At 46.1% G+C, this 16,774-nt stretch carries 11 protein-coding genes, 3 rRNA genes and 3 riboswitches; of the genes, 12 read left to right on the plus strand and 2 right to left on the minus strand.

Annotation, left to right across the window (positions count from 1 at the left end):
- Nucleotides 1-75 precede the first annotated feature (75 nt).
- The 8 genes from NSQ66_RS03155 to NSQ66_RS03190 all read left to right on the plus strand — a co-directional run bounded on the left by NSQ66_RS03155 (nucleotide 76) and on the right by NSQ66_RS03190 (nucleotide 10,184).
- Complete coding sequence (locus NSQ66_RS03155) at nucleotides 76-735, plus strand: class D sortase (protein WP_249267785.1); 660 nt, start codon at nucleotides 76-78, stop codon at nucleotides 733-735.
- A 119-nt stretch (nucleotides 736-854) separates the two neighbouring features.
- A riboswitch (cyclic di-GMP riboswitch) is annotated at nucleotides 855-937 on the plus strand.
- Between the two features lie 74 nt (nucleotides 938-1,011).
- Nucleotides 1,012-1,092: riboswitch (cyclic di-GMP riboswitch) on the plus strand.
- Nucleotides 1,093-1,105: 13 nt separating this feature from the next.
- Entirely contained in the window at nucleotides 1,106-1,915 is an 810-nt protein-coding gene (locus NSQ66_RS03160; RefSeq protein WP_038568647.1) for a transglutaminase-like domain-containing protein, read from the plus strand.
- Between the two features lie 367 nt (nucleotides 1,916-2,282).
- Nucleotides 2,283-3,840: ribosomal RNA gene (locus NSQ66_RS03165) — 16S ribosomal RNA — on the plus strand.
- Between the two features lie 232 nt (nucleotides 3,841-4,072).
- Nucleotides 4,073-6,999, plus strand: a 23S ribosomal RNA gene (locus NSQ66_RS03170).
- Between the two features lie 129 nt (nucleotides 7,000-7,128).
- Nucleotides 7,129-7,245: ribosomal RNA gene (rrf, locus tag NSQ66_RS03175) — 5S ribosomal RNA — on the plus strand.
- The 16S, 23S and 5S rRNA genes sit together here, the layout of an rRNA operon.
- 238 nt (nucleotides 7,246-7,483) lie before the next feature.
- Nucleotides 7,484-8,236, plus strand: a complete 753-nt coding sequence (locus NSQ66_RS03180; protein ID WP_076142437.1) for an acyl-ACP thioesterase domain-containing protein — start codon at nucleotides 7,484-7,486, stop codon at nucleotides 8,234-8,236.
- Between the two features lie 198 nt (nucleotides 8,237-8,434).
- Nucleotides 8,435-9,022 carry an RNA polymerase sigma factor gene (locus NSQ66_RS03185; RefSeq protein ID WP_036680935.1) on the plus strand — a complete coding sequence of 196 codons (588 nt, stop codon included), beginning with the start codon at nucleotides 8,435-8,437 and terminating at the stop codon, nucleotides 9,020-9,022.
- A complete protein-coding gene (locus NSQ66_RS03190; RefSeq protein ID WP_076142435.1) occupies nucleotides 8,997-10,184 on the plus strand; it encodes a DUF4179 domain-containing protein in 1,188 nt (395 codons plus the stop codon). Before NSQ66_RS03185 ends, NSQ66_RS03190 begins: the two co-directional genes overlap by 26 nt.
- Nucleotides 10,185-10,290: 106 nt before the next feature.
- Here the strand turns inward: NSQ66_RS03190 and NSQ66_RS03195 are convergent, their stop codons facing one another.
- Together NSQ66_RS03195 and tsaA are read right to left on the minus strand one after the other, a co-directional pair.
- Complete coding sequence (locus NSQ66_RS03195; protein WP_076142433.1) at nucleotides 10,291-11,208, minus strand: AraC family transcriptional regulator; 918 nt, start codon at nucleotides 11,206-11,208, stop codon at nucleotides 10,291-10,293.
- 50 nt (nucleotides 11,209-11,258) lie between these two features.
- Complete coding sequence (gene tsaA / locus NSQ66_RS03200) at nucleotides 11,259-11,705, minus strand: tRNA (N6-threonylcarbamoyladenosine(37)-N6)-methyltransferase TrmO (RefSeq protein ID WP_036680929.1); 447 nt, start codon at nucleotides 11,703-11,705, stop codon at nucleotides 11,259-11,261.
- 127 nt (nucleotides 11,706-11,832) lie between these two features.
- Here tsaA and NSQ66_RS03205 point away from each other — a divergent pair, with 127 nt between their 5' ends.
- The 4 genes from NSQ66_RS03205 to NSQ66_RS03220 all read left to right on the plus strand — a co-directional run bounded on the left by NSQ66_RS03205 (nucleotide 11,833) and on the right by NSQ66_RS03220 (nucleotide 16,186).
- Nucleotides 11,833-13,968, plus strand: coding sequence for a DNA topoisomerase 3 (locus NSQ66_RS03205; RefSeq protein WP_076148053.1), 2,136 nt, complete (start codon nucleotides 11,833-11,835; stop codon nucleotides 13,966-13,968).
- 161 nt (nucleotides 13,969-14,129) lie between these two features.
- Complete coding sequence (locus NSQ66_RS03210) at nucleotides 14,130-15,356, plus strand: MFS transporter (protein ID WP_339279556.1); 1,227 nt, start codon at nucleotides 14,130-14,132, stop codon at nucleotides 15,354-15,356.
- Between the two features lie 91 nt (nucleotides 15,357-15,447).
- Nucleotides 15,448-15,711: a DUF1294 domain-containing protein gene (locus NSQ66_RS03215; protein ID WP_036680925.1), complete on the plus strand. Its 264-nt coding sequence runs from the start codon at nucleotides 15,448-15,450 to the stop codon at nucleotides 15,709-15,711.
- A gap of 40 nt (nucleotides 15,712-15,751) precedes the next feature.
- Nucleotides 15,752-16,186 (plus strand): universal stress protein, encoded by a 435-nt coding sequence (locus tag NSQ66_RS03220; RefSeq protein ID WP_036680923.1) that lies wholly within the window; start codon nucleotides 15,752-15,754, stop codon nucleotides 16,184-16,186.
- A gap of 233 nt (nucleotides 16,187-16,419) precedes the next feature.
- Nucleotides 16,420-16,521: riboswitch (purine riboswitch) on the plus strand.
- The last annotated feature ends 253 nt before the right edge of the window (nucleotides 16,522-16,774 follow it).

Consider the following 16,774-nt stretch of genomic DNA (forward strand, 5'->3'; position numbering starts at 1 on the left):
TATGCTTAAAGGCAAGTAGCTGTTTCTGCTTGATTTGTATATAACCATAGAAACAATATACGGAGGTGAATAACATTGCGTAAATTCTCCTATCTACTCATACTGGCTGGGATACTTATCATGTTATATCCGACAGCTAACGAATGGTACAACGACAGGCAGCAGGAGAAGTTATTAGAAACGGCTGAACTAAGCACTGCCGATAGTACTCCCCAGCCAGATTTGAAGAGCAGGTATGCTGAAGTTACTCAGCTGTTAGCAGAGGAATCGGTTCTGGATGCTCAGGCACAGCCCCAACCCCAAGAGACAGAAAAGCCTGAACCGGAGATTGAGGTCGGTGGCAAAGTAATCGCACTAATTGAAATCGTTAAGATTGATTTGAAGCTGCCTGTATTAGAAGGGGCTACAAAAGCTAATATGAAACATGCTGCAGCCCATATGAAAGAAACGGCACCCCTTGGAGAGATCGGAAATGCTGCAATCGCGGCGCATCGGGCTAGAACTACGGGTCGTTTGTTTAACAGATTGAATGAGGTTGTTGTGGGGGATGTTATCACGGTAAAGACTAGTGATCAGGTGTTTAACTATGAGGTATACGATATTTCTGTTGTAGATCCGAGTGATGTCTCCGTTCTTGACGGGAATGACAAGGATAAGATTCTTACTCTGATTACATGTGATCCGCTAGTGAATCCAACGCATCGGCTGATTGTTCATGCTAAATTAACAAAATGAGAATAGTGAATGACAAGAAAACACAAATACCGGGAGATATTTATAAAATAATGGGTAATCTAGTAAATTAGGTCTTGTTCACAACTATAAATATGATAGTATTATACTATAAAAGCTAAACACGATAACGGCAAACCTTCCGAAAGGTAGGGACGCAAAGCTAAAGGGCCTTTTCCCGAAAGGATGGCAGCCAGCTACCGAATGAAGAGGCTTTTTTTGTTTGTTTCAAATGGATTCTATCAATTATATCTAGTAAAGCTAGAACAGATAGAGCTTATACGATAACGGCAAACCTATCGAAAGGTAGGGACGCAAAGCTAAAGGGCCTTCCCGAAAGGATGGCAGCCAGCTACCGAAAGGAGTTTTATCCGTGAAAAAGGTTTATTTTATGCTGGTGGCGTTGTTCGTCCTAATGACTTCAGTTCCGGTAAGTACAGCTCAAGCTGCAAGTGCAGATGCCAGCTGGTTGATTACATCCAAAGTGGCTCAAGGTGTTATTGGTATTAACTATGATATTCCGAAAGATAAAAGAATCAAACTCATGATCACCAAAGATAACAGCAGCTATACTTATAACTTGTATGCTTCTGGACAAGCTGAGGACTTCCCTTTGCAACAAGGAAATGGGACTTATAAGGTTTCTGTTCTGGAGAACACAACCGGTAATAAATACAAAGCGTTATATTCCGAAGTAGTAGACGTAACCATGAGTGACTCGAATTCCGTATATTTGGGCTCCGTACAGAATGTGAAATGGAGTTCTTCTGATAAAGCGATTGTCAAAGCTAAACAATTAGTACAAGGCAAAACAACAGACGAAGAGAAAGTTAAAGCGATCTATAACTATGTAGTTGCGAATGTACAATATGACTACTCTCTTGCTAATAGTGTAACTACTGATTATATTCCAAGCATCGATAAGACATTGACTACTAAAAAAGGGATTTGCTATGATTACGCTTCTCTTTTTGCCGCAATGCTGCGGAGTGTAGATGTTCCTGCTAAGTTGGTAATGGGGAATACAAGCTACGTTACGCAATATCATGCCTGGAACGAAGTATTGCTTAATGGGAAGTGGGTTACCATTGATACTACAGTGGATGCAGGACTTGCAAAGAGTGATAAGAAAACCGATTTAATTAAAGCCTCAAGCAAATATACTGCGGCAAAATACTATTAAATTCGCCGCTAGAAACATAACTCTATTAAATAAACAACTAGCTTAATTATTAAGCTAGTTGTTTATTTTTATATTAGGGGTTGCTTTTCTATTAATAGTTGGGGTATTATAGGTAAGCGTTGTTAGACAGTGTACAGGCGATACAAACGAGGCTGATAAAAAGCTTCGAAAAATAAAGCTTGCATTTCTGAAAACAACATGATATATTATAAGAGTTGCTGCTGAGACATTAAACGGCGTCAACGAGAACTTGATCTTTGAAAACTGAACAACGAGTGAGTAGGAAATCACGCAAGTGAAATCCAAAATTAGAGAATTAATTTTCTCGTCAGATGTTTCAAAATGAGCATATCGCTCTTTTCAATACTAATTGGAGAGTTTGATCCTGGCTCAGGACGAACGCTGGCGGCGTGCCTAATACATGCAAGTCGAGCGGAGTTACTTTGAAAGCTTGCTTTCAAAGTAACTTAGCGGCGGACGGGTGAGTAACACGTAGGCAACCTGCCCTTCAGACTGGGATAACTACCGGAAACGGTAGCTAATACCGGATAATTTCTTTTTTCTCCTGAGAGAAGAATGAAAGACGGAGCAATCTGTCACTGAGGGATGGGCCTGCGGCGCATTAGCTAGTTGGTGGGGTAACGGCCCACCAAGGCGACGATGCGTAGCCGACCTGAGAGGGTGAACGGCCACACTGGGACTGAGACACGGCCCAGACTCCTACGGGAGGCAGCAGTAGGGAATCTTCCGCAATGGGCGAAAGTCTGACGGAGCAACGCCGCGTGAGTGATGAAGGTTTTCGGATCGTAAAGCTCTGTTGCCAGGGAAGAACGTCCGGTAGAGTAACTGCTACTGGAGTGACGGTACCTGAGAAGAAAGCCCCGGCTAACTACGTGCCAGCAGCCGCGGTAATACGTAGGGGGCAAGCGTTGTCCGGAATTATTGGGCGTAAAGCGCGCGCAGGCGGCTATTTAAGTCTGGTGTTTAAACCTTGGGCTCAACCTGAGGTCGCACTGGAAACTGGGTGGCTTGAGTACAGAAGAGGAAAGTGGAATTCCACGTGTAGCGGTGAAATGCGTAGATATGTGGAGGAACACCAGTGGCGAAGGCGACTTTCTGGGCTGTAACTGACGCTGAGGCGCGAAAGCGTGGGGAGCAAACAGGATTAGATACCCTGGTAGTCCACGCCGTAAACGATGAGTGCTAGGTGTTAGGGGTTTCGATACCCTTGGTGCCGAAGTTAACACAGTAAGCACTCCGCCTGGGGAGTACGGTCGCAAGACTGAAACTCAAAGGAATTGACGGGGACCCGCACAAGCAGTGGAGTATGTGGTTTAATTCGAAGCAACGCGAAGAACCTTACCAGGTCTTGACATCCCTCTGAATCTGCTAGAGATAGCAGCGGCCTTCGGGACAGAGGAGACAGGTGGTGCATGGTTGTCGTCAGCTCGTGTCGTGAGATGTTGGGTTAAGTCCCGCAACGAGCGCAACCCTTAACTTTAGTTGCCAGCAGGTAATGCTGGGCACTCTAGAGTGACTGCCGGTGACAAACCGGAGGAAGGTGGGGATGACGTCAAATCATCATGCCCCTTATGACCTGGGCTACACACGTACTACAATGGCCGGTACAACGGGAAGCGAAGCCGCGAGGTGGAGCCAATCCCATCAAAGCCGGTCTCAGTTCGGATTGCAGGCTGCAACTCGCCTGCATGAAGTCGGAATTGCTAGTAATCGCGGATCAGCATGCCGCGGTGAATACGTTCCCGGGTCTTGTACACACCGCCCGTCACACCACGAGAGTTTACAACACCCGAAGTCGGTGGGGTAACCCGCAAGGGAGCCAGCCGCCGAAGGTGGGGTAGATGATTGGGGTGAAGTCGTAACAAGGTAGCCGTATCGGAAGGTGCGGCTGGATCACCTCCTTTCTATGGAGAATCGTTCTCTGCAATGAGAACATTCAAATCGGAAGCTCAGCTTCCAAAACTCAGGTTTAGGCCTGTTACTCACTCGTTGCTCAGTTTTGAGAGTTTAAGCTCTCAAGTAAGACTTGATCCTTGAAAACTGGATACCGAAACGAATTTGCGTTTTAGAACATCTTTTAGCAACTTGTGTAAACAAGTAAATGTTATTAGTGAGATTTTTCTTCGGAAGAATCAAGGTTAAGCTAATAAGAGCACACGGAGGATGCCTAGGCGCCAGGAGCCGACGAAGGACGTGGCGAACAACGAAACTGCCTCGGGGAGCTGTAAGCAAGCTTTGATCCGGGGGTGTCCGAATGGGGAAACCCAGCTGTGGTAATTCGCAGTTACTCATACCTGAATACATAGGGTGTGTAGAGGCAGACCAGGGGAACTGAAACATCTAAGTACCCTGAGGAAGAGAAAACAATAGTGATTCCGTCAGTAGCGGCGAGCGAACGCGGAACAGCCTAAACCAAGGGGCTTGCCTCTTGGGGTTGTGGGACGTCTCACATGGAGTTACAAAGGAATATGGTAGGTGAAGAGGTCTGGAAAGGCCCGCGATAGAGGTAAAAGCCCTGTAACCTAAACTGTGTTCTCTCCGAGACGGATCCCGAGTAGTGCGGGGCACGTGAAACCCCGTATGAATCCAGCAGGACCATCTGCTAAGGCTAAATACTACCTGGCGACCGATAGTGAAACAGTACCGTGAGGGAAAGGTGAAAAGCACCCCGGAAGGGGAGTGAAATAGAACCTGAAACCGTGTGCTTACAAAAAGTCAGAGCCCGATCTATGGGTGATGGCGTGCCTTTTGTAGAATGAACCGGCGAGTTACGTTTAACATGCAAGGTTAAGCCGAGAAGGTGGAGCCGCAGCGAAAGCGAGTCTGAATAGGGCGATTTAGTATGTGGACGTAGACCCGAAACCGTGTGATCTACCCCTGTCCAGGGTGAAGGTGCGGTAACACGCACTGGAGGCCCGAACCCACGTACGTTGAAAAGTGCGGGGATGAGGTGGGGGTAGCGGAGAAATTCCAATCGAACTCGGAGATAGCTGGTTCTCCCCGAAATAGCTTTAGGGCTAGCCTCGGTATAAGAGTAGTGGAGGTAGAGCACTGATTGGGTGCGGGGTCCGCAAGGATTACCAAGCTCAGTCAAACTCCGAATGCCATATACTTATTGCCGGGAGTCAGACAGTGAGTGCTAAGATCCATTGTCAAAAGGGAAACAGCCCAGACCATCAGCTAAGGTCCCCAAGTGTGTGTTAAGTGGGAAAGGATGTGGAGTTGCACAGACAACCAGGATGTTGGCTTAGAAGCAGCCACCATTGAAAGAGTGCGTAATAGCTCACTGGTCGAGTGACTCTGCGCCGAAAATGTAACGGGGCTAAACACACCACCGAAGCTATGGCTAGATACGTATGTATCTGGGGTAGGGGAGCGTTGTGTAGGGGTTGAAGGTGTACTGAAAAGAGCGCTGGACACTACACAAGTGAGAATGCCGGTATGAGTAACGAAAAGATCAGTGAGAATCTGATCCGCCGAAAGCCCAAGGTTTCCTGAGGAAGGCTCGTCCGCTCAGGGTAAGTCGGGACCTAAGGCGAGGCCGAAAGGCGTAGTCGAAGGACAACAGTTTGAAATTACTGTACCACCGTAATCCGCTATGAGCGATGGGGTGACGCAGGAGGGTAGTGACGCGGACTGATGGATGTCCGTCTAAGCAGTGAGGCTGATGTGTAGGCAAATCCGCACATCATTAAGGCTGGGCTGTGATGGGGAGCGAAAATTATAGTAGCGAAGGTCATGATCTCACACTGCCAAGAAAAGCCTCTAGCCAGGAGAAGGTGCCCGTACCGCAAACCGACACAGGTAGGCGAGAAGAGAATTCTAAGGCGCGCGGAAGAACTCTCGTTAAGGAACTCGGCAAAATGACCCCGTAACTTCGGGAGAAGGGGTGCCCCGGTAGTGTGAATAGCACGAGGGGGCCGCAGTGAAAAGGCCCAAGCGACTGTTTAGCAAAAACACAGGTCTGTGCGAAGCCGCAAGGCGAAGTATACGGGCTGACGCCTGCCCGGTGCTGGAAGGTTAAGGGGAGTGGTTAGGGGTAACCCGAAGCTATGAACCGAAGCCCCAGTAAACGGCGGCCGTAACTATAACGGTCCTAAGGTAGCGAAATTCCTTGTCAGGTAAATTCTGACCCGCACGAATGGCGTAACGACTTGGGCGCTGTCTCAACGAGAGATCCGGTGAAATTTTAATACCTGTGAAGATGCAGGTTACCCGCGACAAGACGGAAAGACCCCATGGAGCTTTACTGCAGCTTGATATTGAATTTGGGTACGATCTGTACAGGATAGGTGGGAGCCGTAGAAATCGGAGCGCAAGCTTCGGTGGAGGCGCCGTTGGGATACCACCCTGATCGTATCTAGGTTCTAACCTAGTACCCTTACCGGGTACGGGGACCGTGTCAGGCGGGCAGTTTGACTGGGGCGGTCGCCTCCTAAAGAGTAACGGAGGCGTTCCAAGGTTCCCTCAGAATGGTTGGAAATCATTCGCAGAGTGCAAAGGCATAAGGGAGCTTGACTGCGAGACCTACAAGTCGAGCAGGGACGAAAGTCGGACTTAGTGATCCGGTGGTACCGCATGGAAGGGCCATCGCTCAACGGATAAAAGCTACCCTGGGGATAACAGGCTTATCTCCCCCAAGAGTCCACATCGACGGGGAGGTTTGGCACCTCGATGTCGGCTCATCGCATCCTGGGGCTGAAGTAGGTCCCAAGGGTTGGGCTGTTCGCCCATTAAAGCGGTACGCGAGCTGGGTTCAGAACGTCGTGAGACAGTTCGGTCCCTATCTGTCGTGGGCGCAGGAAATTTGAGAGGAGCTGTCCTTAGTACGAGAGGACCGGGATGGACGTACCGCTGGTGCACCAGTTGTTCCGCCAGGAGCATGGCTGGGTAGCTACGTACGGACGGGATAAGCGCTGAAAGCATCTAAGCGTGAAGCCCCCCTCAAGATGAGATTTCCCAATTAGTAAGACCCCTTGAAGACGACGAGGTAGATAGGTTGGAGGTGGAAGTGCAGTAATGCATGGAGCTGACCAATACTAATCGGTCGAGGGCTTATCCTATACTTAGAATGCAGATTCGTTTCGGGTTCAGTTTTCAGGCGATTAAGCCTGTAACACGCTTAGAAATTCATTCTCACTTCTGGTGATGAACCGAATTTCACGCGGCAGCGTCTGTTTCACAGACGCATGTTTGGTGGCGATAGCGGAGGGGTTCCACGCGTACCCATCCCGAACACGACCGTTAAGCCCTCCAGCGCCGATGGTACTTGGACCGAAGGGTCCTGGGAGAGTAGGACGTTGCCAAGCACACGAAGCCATTGTTGATTTATCAACAATGGCTTTTTTGTTCCCTTTATCGCTTAATTTAAATAATGTGGATAAGTTATGGGGAATTAACGAAATTATAAAAGTTACTAACATGTGGATGAAATAATAAAATATATTCAAAAATGAAAGTAGTCCCCAATTTATGTGGATAGAGCAGTGGTATATGTGGATACTTCAAGTAAATGCAAGGATATTTTGCATGGCAGGAGGATAAACAATGGACAACAGTAGCAATCTTGTGTGGATAGAAGATTTTTCTGTACATGCGAGCGACACGGATTATCGTTCGCAGGGTAAGTTATCCTTTATTCTGGATATCATGCAATGTGCGGCAGACTTCGCAGTGGGTAATTTGGGGATAAGTGTGGAAGAGATTCTGAATGCAGGAATGGGCTGGATGATGATTACGTTAGATCTTGATTTTAAGCGTATTCCCCGCCCAAATGATGTGCTTAGCGTACATACCTGGAGTAAAGGCACTAAAGGGGCACTGTGGCAACGGGATTATCGTATTTTCGATGCAGATCATATAGAAATCGCCACAGCACGATCCATATGGGCTTTAGTAGATATTGAGAAGAGAAAGATACTTAGACCGAATGCCCTTCCAGTTCAGGTTAAGCACTATAATGGCGATTCAGTAGGCGATATGCCTGTTAAGGTAACGATCCCTTCTGATATTACTATGGAAGAAGCTTATCGGTATCAGGTAAGATATAGTGGGCTGGACAGCAACGGACATTTGAATAATGCCCGATACGGGGATTTATGTTGTGATGCGCTCACTTTAGCGGAATGGGATAATGCAGAGTTCACACGCTTCCGGATTACTTATCTACAAGAAGCTAAGTTTGGGGATGAACTGACTATTTTACGTTCAGCTGTAACGGATGATGGTATATATGTACGCGGTCAGAATAGTGATACTGTGTATTTTGAAGCATGTATAGCGTTAAAAGGTGTCCATTAGTACGAATAAGTAAGTAATTTATAAATATGGAATATTATTATATAAAGCGATTTCTCCGAACATCAATCGGGGCAGTCGCTTTTTTTATTGAAAAACGGATAATGTTTCTAACATATTTGGAGAATTTTTTTGAGCCTGTCACAATTAAAGGGATCACATTCGTTATATAGTTGTAGTCAATAACAAGGAGGTGATTCTTTGGAACGTCGCAGCCCCGGGGTCCAAGTGAATCAAACAATAATTGAAGAGGCTATCGATCAGGTTCTTGCGGGTAACCGCGAAGCCTATAGAACTATAATACAAGCCTATGAAAGAAAGATTTATACGTATTGCTATTATATTTTGAGAAGTCATGAAGAAGCAGAGGATGCTGTGCAAGATATATTTGTAAAAGTGTATCAGGAACTCAGACGTTATGAGAAACGAGTCTCTTTTAGTGCATGGCTGTATAAAGTGGCCTATCATCATTGTCTAGATCAGGTTCGCAAACGCAAGCGAAGAAAGCGTCTGTTGTCGCTATATAAAGAGCAGCAGCCCAAAGCCTATTATAATCCTAACGATGAGGAGCCATTGCAGAAGTTATTTATGGATGACCTGACAGCCGAAGAGAGCAATCTTTTGATTCTTAAGGTGGTTGAGCAATACAGTTTTGAAGAAATGGGTCAGATTATGGATTGTAATTCAGCTACTTTACGCAAAAAATTTGAACGTCTACGCAAAAAGTTAGTCCGGCAAAGAATGAATGAAGGAGGCAGCCCTCATGGAGAAATGGCAAGATCCAACTGAAAGTCAGAAGATGGAGCACATTCGTCAAACATTCCAAAATCATGAAATGCCGGTAGACAGTTTCAGCGATTCAATTATGAAGCGAATAGGAGACGAGGGAATGGAAAAACGAGCGTCAAGAAAGAATGGAAATAAGTTCCTGAAAAAATCATTGGTGGCTGCCTCGGCAGCAGCAGTGTTGGGTGCGGGCATAATTGGTAGCGGATTTGTATCCCCGGTCATGGCTGAAACGTTGAAGCAGATTCCTGTTGTAGGAAGTATTTTCAAGGGAATTGACGATAAAGGTCTAAATGCTGCTGAGGAAAAAGGATTATCTACTGCCCCTAACCAAAGCGTTACTCATGATGGAGTGACCTTAAAGGTTACCGATGCCTATTATGACGGCTCGCGGTTGGCTTTTGCGATTGAACGGGAAGGCATTGATAATGATAAGATGATGGCTGAGATGATTATTGAACCGATTGAGTTCGATCCATCGCTAACAGAACAACATGGGAAAGTGACAATGAACCAGTCCGAAAAAGGGTTGTTGGGTTCAGCAGAAGTGAAATTGCCGAATGGGAAAAAACTGGAGAGCCAAATGTCGTCTTTTGGTGATGTTGAGGGCAAAAAGAATGCTATTTTATACGATTACAGAAATCTAAATAATATAGAGGCTTTGGGGGATGAATTTGAATTAAGCATCAGTGTGCCGGTGGCACAAATTGCAGAGCCTTTTGTAATCAAGGTGCCGGTGAAAAAAGTAACGGAAGGAATTATTAAGCTTGATCTGAACCAAACAAAAGAGGCAGAAGAATTCAGTTATACGATTACCAAGCTGGAATTAACTCCAGCCACAAGCAGATTACAGCTCAGCGAAGAAGGTAAAGCGCCAACTGTGAAAGAAAAGGATGGATACACAACCTCTGAAATGTTCTATGAAATTGTTGATGAACTAGGCAATGCGTTCTCATCGGGTGGGTCATTTAACTTGCCAGCTATAGTCTATCCTTTGGTAGACAAAGATTTCATACCGTTCGCGCAAACACCAAAGACAATTACAGTTAAGCCGTTTACTTACTCCATCGATGAAAATCATAAAGCATTAAGGGATGAAGAGGGAAAACAAGTTAAACATTATTATCCGGAGCTTGAACAAACGATTCAGGTGGAGCTAAAGTAACTGTTAATCCCATAAGCAAAAAAAGTCCGTGTCTGCATAGCAGATACGGACTTTTTATTAAAAGAGAAGAATTTATAAGCTACACAACTATAACATCTTTATATTTCTAAAAGAACCGGTTGTCATCTATAAAAGACGACAACGTGGTCTCTTCTTGTAAAAATTCTAATGGAATGTAAATTTCACTCACCGAGTTTTCGTTATCTGGTCCAAGGTACAATTCGCCATAATATTCCAATTCAAATGGAATGGACATCCTGTATTCTTTTTTCGGCAGCCAGATTCCGTAGATATATTTATAGGTAGAAGGGATATCACAAGACCGGCCTTTATGGATGAATTTCAGATAACGTATGGGTGGTAAGATCTGAAGGGGGAAAGTCTGATTGTGGTCTGCTTTTATAGGACTAATTTCGCAGGCACACATGATCGAAAACCCATTACTCTCATAGTCATCTGGCCAGAAGCCAAGCTGATAATATTTTTCAGGCTGTATTCTATCCGATATAGTGGCTACCTTATTGAAAAGCAAAGGCCAAGTATCAGAAATGACGGAGAAATCATGGTCTACTTTAACTACGGGTCCTTGAAGTATAATTTCTCCGAAATCAACGAGCTGGGGGGAGAGATCACTATCAGAAAGGACTTGAAGTAGATCTTGTTCATTTAGTCTAGGGAGCAAAGGGAGTTTCGTTTCAGTAAGTCTTTTTCGAACAAGAGAGGGAGTCGTGTGCAGCATTCTTTTGAAGGCACGGGTAAAGGTCTCATAGTTACTAAAGTTATAGTCTAATGAGATGTCCTGGAGTGAGCGCTCTGGCATTCGATGAATGTCCAAGGCTGCTTCAGAGATTTTGCGTCTGGCTATATAGTCGCCGGGTGCTATCCCAGTGACTGCTTGAAACAGACGGGTGAAATGATAAAGGGAGTATCCCATTTCTTTGGAGAGGACAGCTACAGGAAGAAACGTGGTTAAGCGATCCTCAATGAGATCTAAGGCTTGAATGATTAGTTGGCGATTGTTCAAGAGATGTCCTCCCATAACAGTTAATAGAAATGGTGTCTAGCACGATTACTTCAATTATTTGCTGTCCAGTCGCCCCAAGCAGCAGCCCAATCGGGAACGGTCACTTCCATTACGCGATCTGCACTAGGAAAATAGGCTTTGATGTCGAGAACCGGTGTACCCGGATAGGCATCAAGCCCGGCCACCTCTACTATTCCAGAGTCTACATCGACGGACAGGATTGCTGCTACACTAAGCCCAATTGGATTAGGGCGAATAGGGGAACGGGAAGCAAATACTCCAGTTAAGGTCGCATCATAAGGAGGCTGAATCTGTGTAGTCTGCCGGAAATGATCATCTGCAAACTCATGCAGCCACCAAAGCACTTGGCAATGACTAAACTGAGATAAACCTTTAAGCGCCGGTCTGAATTCTGGGTTGATTTCAAGCCGCAAATTTTGTGCTGTACCTCTAACCCATCCTATAGGTACTATATTATAGCTTTCTTGTTCATACATTGACTATGACTCCTTTCGGGTATCAGATATGATCTAGTGTATAACAGTGGCATACGGTAAAGCCTGACGATATTTGCTAACATTCATTTAATGCTATAATGAAATTTGATGTGGAAAGGGGAGCATTATGAAGACACTAGTATTGGCGGAGAAGCCGTCTGTTGCACGCGAGATTGCACGGGTCATGGGATGTAATAATAAACAGAAGAGTTATATTGAAGGTCCAAAATATGTGGTTACCTGGGCGCTTGGTCATTTGGTCGGCCTGGCAGAGCCTGAGGATTATAATAAAAAGTTTGCAACTTGGGCCTTGGAGGATCTGCCGATTTTGCCGGAGAAGACCAAGCTGAAGGTGCTGCGGGAGACCAACCAGCAATACAAAGCTGTCCAGCATCTAATGAAGCGTCAGGACATTGAGGAGCTTATTGTTGCTACAGATGCTGCCCGTGAAGGGGAGCTGCTGGCTCGCTGGATTATGAATATGGCAGGGTGGAAGAAGCCATTCCGGCGGTTATGGATATCCTCGCAGACTGATAAGGCAATTAAAGAGGGATTTGCAAAACTCCGTCCGGGCCGGGAATTTGATCGGTTGTATGAATCTGCACGTTGCCGCGCAGAGGCGGATTGGATGATTGGACTGAATGTCACGAGAGCTTTGACCTGTAAGTTCGGTTCGCCGCTCTCAGCGGGACGGGTACAAACGCCGACATTAGGGATGATCATAGATCGTGAACAGGAGATTACGGGTTTCCGTTCCGTCGATTTTGAGACGCTGACTGCTGATTTTGGGGATTTCCAAGCGGCATGGCGGGCCAGTAACGGTGATGGTCGAATATTCGAAAAGGATAAGACAGCCAGCTTAAAGGATAAGCTTACAGGACGCAGCGGCCGTATTATTAAGGTACAGAAGAGTGAGAAAAGTGAACCTCATCCACTGGCTTATGATCTGACTGAACTGCAGCGTGATGCGAACCGGAAGTTCGGCTTCTCCGCGAAGCAGACCTCCAGTGTGCTGCAGCGGTTATATGAGCAGCATAAACTTGTCACATACCCGCGTACGGACAGTCGTTACTTAACTTCAGATATGACGGGCACACTCAAGGAAAGACTGGATAGTGTTGCGGTCGGTCCATATGCAGCGTTAGCACGTCCATTGCTGCGCAAGCAGCTGCCGATTACGAAGCGAATCGTGGATGACAGTAAAGTCAGTGATCACCACGCTATTATTCCTACAGAACAGACCGTATTGTTAAATGGTCTGAGTACTGAAGAACGTAAGTTGTATGATCTGATTGTGCGGCGTTTTATAAGCTTGTTCTATCCGCCAGCTCGTTATGATGCGGTAGCTGTAACCGTCAATGTGGAAGGCGAAAGCTTCCATGTCAAAGGGACGACAGTAAAAGATGCCGGCTGGCGCGAAGTATACGGCGGAGATATGAGTAGTGATGACGAGGAGGAATCTGCGGACGAGCCGGCAGCGGGCAGTGTAAAGCTGCCTGAGCTGCGCGAAGGGGCTGCTGTCACGATTGGCCGCTGTATGGTGCGTGCTGGCCGAACACAGCCACCGAAGCGTTATAATGAAGCTTCGCTGTTGACGCAAATGGAGAAGCACGGCCTCGGAACCCCAGCTACACGCGCGGATATTATTGAGAAGCTGGTAAGCTCTGATACGATTGAGCGGCAAGGTAATCTCCTGCATCCGACAGGAAAAGGTAAGCAGTTAATCGAGCTGGTATCCACTCAGCTACGAACCCCGGATCTAACCGCACGTTGGGAAGCTGAGCTGGAGAAAATAGCGCGTGGTCAAGGCAAACCGGAGCTCTTTTTACAAGGTATCCGCAGTATGGCACAGGAATTGGTAACAGGTGTGAAAACTAGCGGAGCAGAATATAAGCCGCATAATGTCTCTAACAGCCACTGTCCGGAATGCGGTACAAGACTGCTCGAGAAGAAGAGCAAACGAGGGAAGCTGCTGGTGTGTCCTGCAGATAACTGTGGTTACACCCGTGCAGGTGAGAAAAGACTATCGAATCGCCGCTGCCCACAGTGCCATAAGAAAATGGAGCTTAAAGAGGGTAAAGCAGGCATGTTCGTACAATGTCTAGGCTGTGGAATCACAGAGACCTTAGATAAGGATCACAAGCATGTTAATAAACGTGAACAGCAAAAGCTGGTGCAGCAATACAGTAAGCAGGAAAGCATTGGTTCTAACCTTGGGGAACTGCTGAAAGCAGCGCTTGAAGGACAAAAGAAGGATAAGTAGTAGGAATCATCGGATGGTTAGCTTCAATTAAAACGAATGATTAGAATAATGATGGCTGCTGAGTGTGCTCAGTAGTCTTTTTTCTATCCTAGTAAGTTTATGTGGTCTACGGATAGGCTTTGAATTAGAATGGAAAGCAAATGAGTGGAGCAGGTGATTAGGTGGCAGCTGAGCAGCAGGCGGCGAATCCGTTGAAAGCGGCAGATCGCCCACAGGGGCAAGGAAGCAGCAGGTTTTTCTTTTTGGTTATTGTATTTATGTTTTGGTTCTCTTCTTATATTTATGTGCCGGTGCTTTCACCATATGTTGAGCATTTGGGAGCATCGTATTTTATGGTGGGCATGGTGCTTGGGATATATGGGTTAATGCAGATTCTATTCCGTATACCCATTGGCATCGGTTCAGATTATTTAAATAGGCGGCGGCCGTTTATCTATCTGGGATTAATTGCGAGTGGAGTCAGCTGTTTTATTTTTATGTGGGGAGCACAGCCGGGTTGGGCGTTGGCAGCACGTGCGGTATCCGGGATAGCAGCATCGGCATGGGTTGTGTACTCTGTGATGTTTGCAGGTTATTTTCCAAAAGAGGAAGCTGGAAAAGCGATGGGCATGCTGCAATTCACTACAGTAATCGCCCAATTGACCAGCATGATGATCAGCGGCTATATGGTAGAGCATTGGGGCTGGAATGCCCCCTTCCTGATTGGTGGAATTGTAGCTATTGCGGCACTAATACTTGCGCTTCGGTTACCGGAACAAAAGCAGGAAAAACGGCAAAATGCCATACAGATCAAGGAGCTGGCTGGTGTCGTAAAGGAACCTCTGCTGGTAAAAGTCTCGCTGTTGTCTGTGCTGGCGCACTGTGTGCTATTTATAACGATGTTCGGATATACTCCGAACCAGGCGCTGAATATCGGAGCAAGCAAAGAAAGTTTGGGCTGGCTAACACTCGCTTTTATGATTCCGCATGCCATCGCAACACTCTACGGTTCACGTCTGTTTGGAGGGCTACTGGGTGATAGAGGGAAGCTTATGCTAGGCTTTGCGGGAAGCGCACTGTTTACGCTGCTCATTCCTTCTATGCCGACATTAGCGGCGCTTTGTCTGACTCAGGTGGGGAATGGTTTTATGCAGGGACTTATTTTTCCGCTGCTGTTGAGTAAATCCGTATCAGAAATAGATCCCTTTAAACGGGCTACAGCTATGGGGTTCTATCAGGCCGTTTATGCGATAGGGATGTCAGCAGGGCCATTTGTAGCAGGTTGGATGAGCTCTGTATATGGCTTGACCGGAGGATTCTGGTTAGGTGGGATTGCGGCGGCGTTGGCTACAATTTTATCCTGGGTATGGATGAAGGATACGAAGCAGAAGCAGCTAAAAGAAACTTAACAGACTTGGCAGAGCGTGTAAGGATGATTGGTTTTTTGTGCAAAAGGGGAATATAATAGAGATAGGAAGCAAGGAGGAGGAGCCCGGGAGAATGGTCAAGGTTGTAATGTTGTGGTTTGTGGTAATTAATATTATCGGGTATGTAGTGATGTCCGAGGACAAGAACAAAGCCCGCAAAAGGCGGGAACGTGTACCTGAGAAAACACTTTTTCTGCTGGCAGCCATGGGCGGCGCACTAGGTGTGCTGATTGCCATGTACCGTAAGCGCCACAAGACGCGTCATACATCCTTCAGGATCGGAATTCCGCTTCTGCTGCTGCTGAATATCTTTTTGTACAGCTATTTTTTAAGATAATAGTCTTTAGGATTACAAACTAGAAAAAGAGGTGGCGTACATGTTATTCTCTAAAATTTTGCTAGCCTATGACGGTTCAAAGGCTTCTAATCAAGCATTGGAGCGCGCAATTGAACTCGCTAAAGTCACACCAGGTTCTATATTGCATGTCGTACACGCATTTGAATTCCCAAGATTTTTTATCGGAGAAGCTCTTGCACCTCTACCAGCTTCAGTAAATAAAGAATATTATGATTTGGCAGTGCAGACTACCGAAGAAGTGAAGGGACGCCTTGAGGCTGAAGGCCTGAATGCTGAGGTTGAGCTTTTACAAGGATCTCCTGCGGAAGTGATTTTGAAATATGCTAAGGAAAATGCTATAGACATCATAGTTATCGGCAGCCGTGGGCTTGGCGGTATACGTGAATTTGTTCTGGGCAGTGTCAGCCATAATGTAGTACAAAGCGCTCGTATTCCAGTGCTGGTTGTAAAATAATATAGAGTTCAAAGGGACGCTGATAGCGTTCCTTTTTTTCAATTTAAGGAAGTATAGGTCGTATTCTGGAGCTTAAACAACATAGAGTGTTAGAGCTAGGAGTGTACGGAAAGAAGTCTTTCTTGACAAAATAAAAGGTTGTTGAGAATTTAAATTCGTCCAAAAGCGAACATTTATTATGGTGTTTTTACCAATGTTCGTGTTTGAGTTGACATCATGTGTAGGGGATTGTTAAACTGATGTCATGAAGAGCTCGTATAAAACCGGGAATATGGCCCGGAAGTTTCTACCCGGGAACCGTAAATTACCGGACTACGAGGAAATAGGATGCTAGAATGCGATAGTTCAGTCCAGATAATGGAGTGATGCATTGTGCAGCTTTCCGCGCTTAATGCCAGTTTGGTGAGAGGCAAGCGGGAGTGTTTTTTTCCTAATTCCTTTACTAGTCCGATCCTCCCGCAGCAAAATGCGTCTGGACATCGGGCTTTTTTAATATAAGGAATAAGTTACACGTAATACATCAACCTTATATTATTAAGGAAAACGATAGTCATCCCTGAAGGACGAGAATGTAGTCTCTGTTTGTTC

The organism is Paenibacillus sp. FSL H3-0329 (assembly GCF_037963285.1).
In the GTDB taxonomy this organism is placed as follows: domain Bacteria; phylum Bacillota; class Bacilli; order Paenibacillales; family Paenibacillaceae; genus Paenibacillus_AQ; species Paenibacillus_AQ odorifer.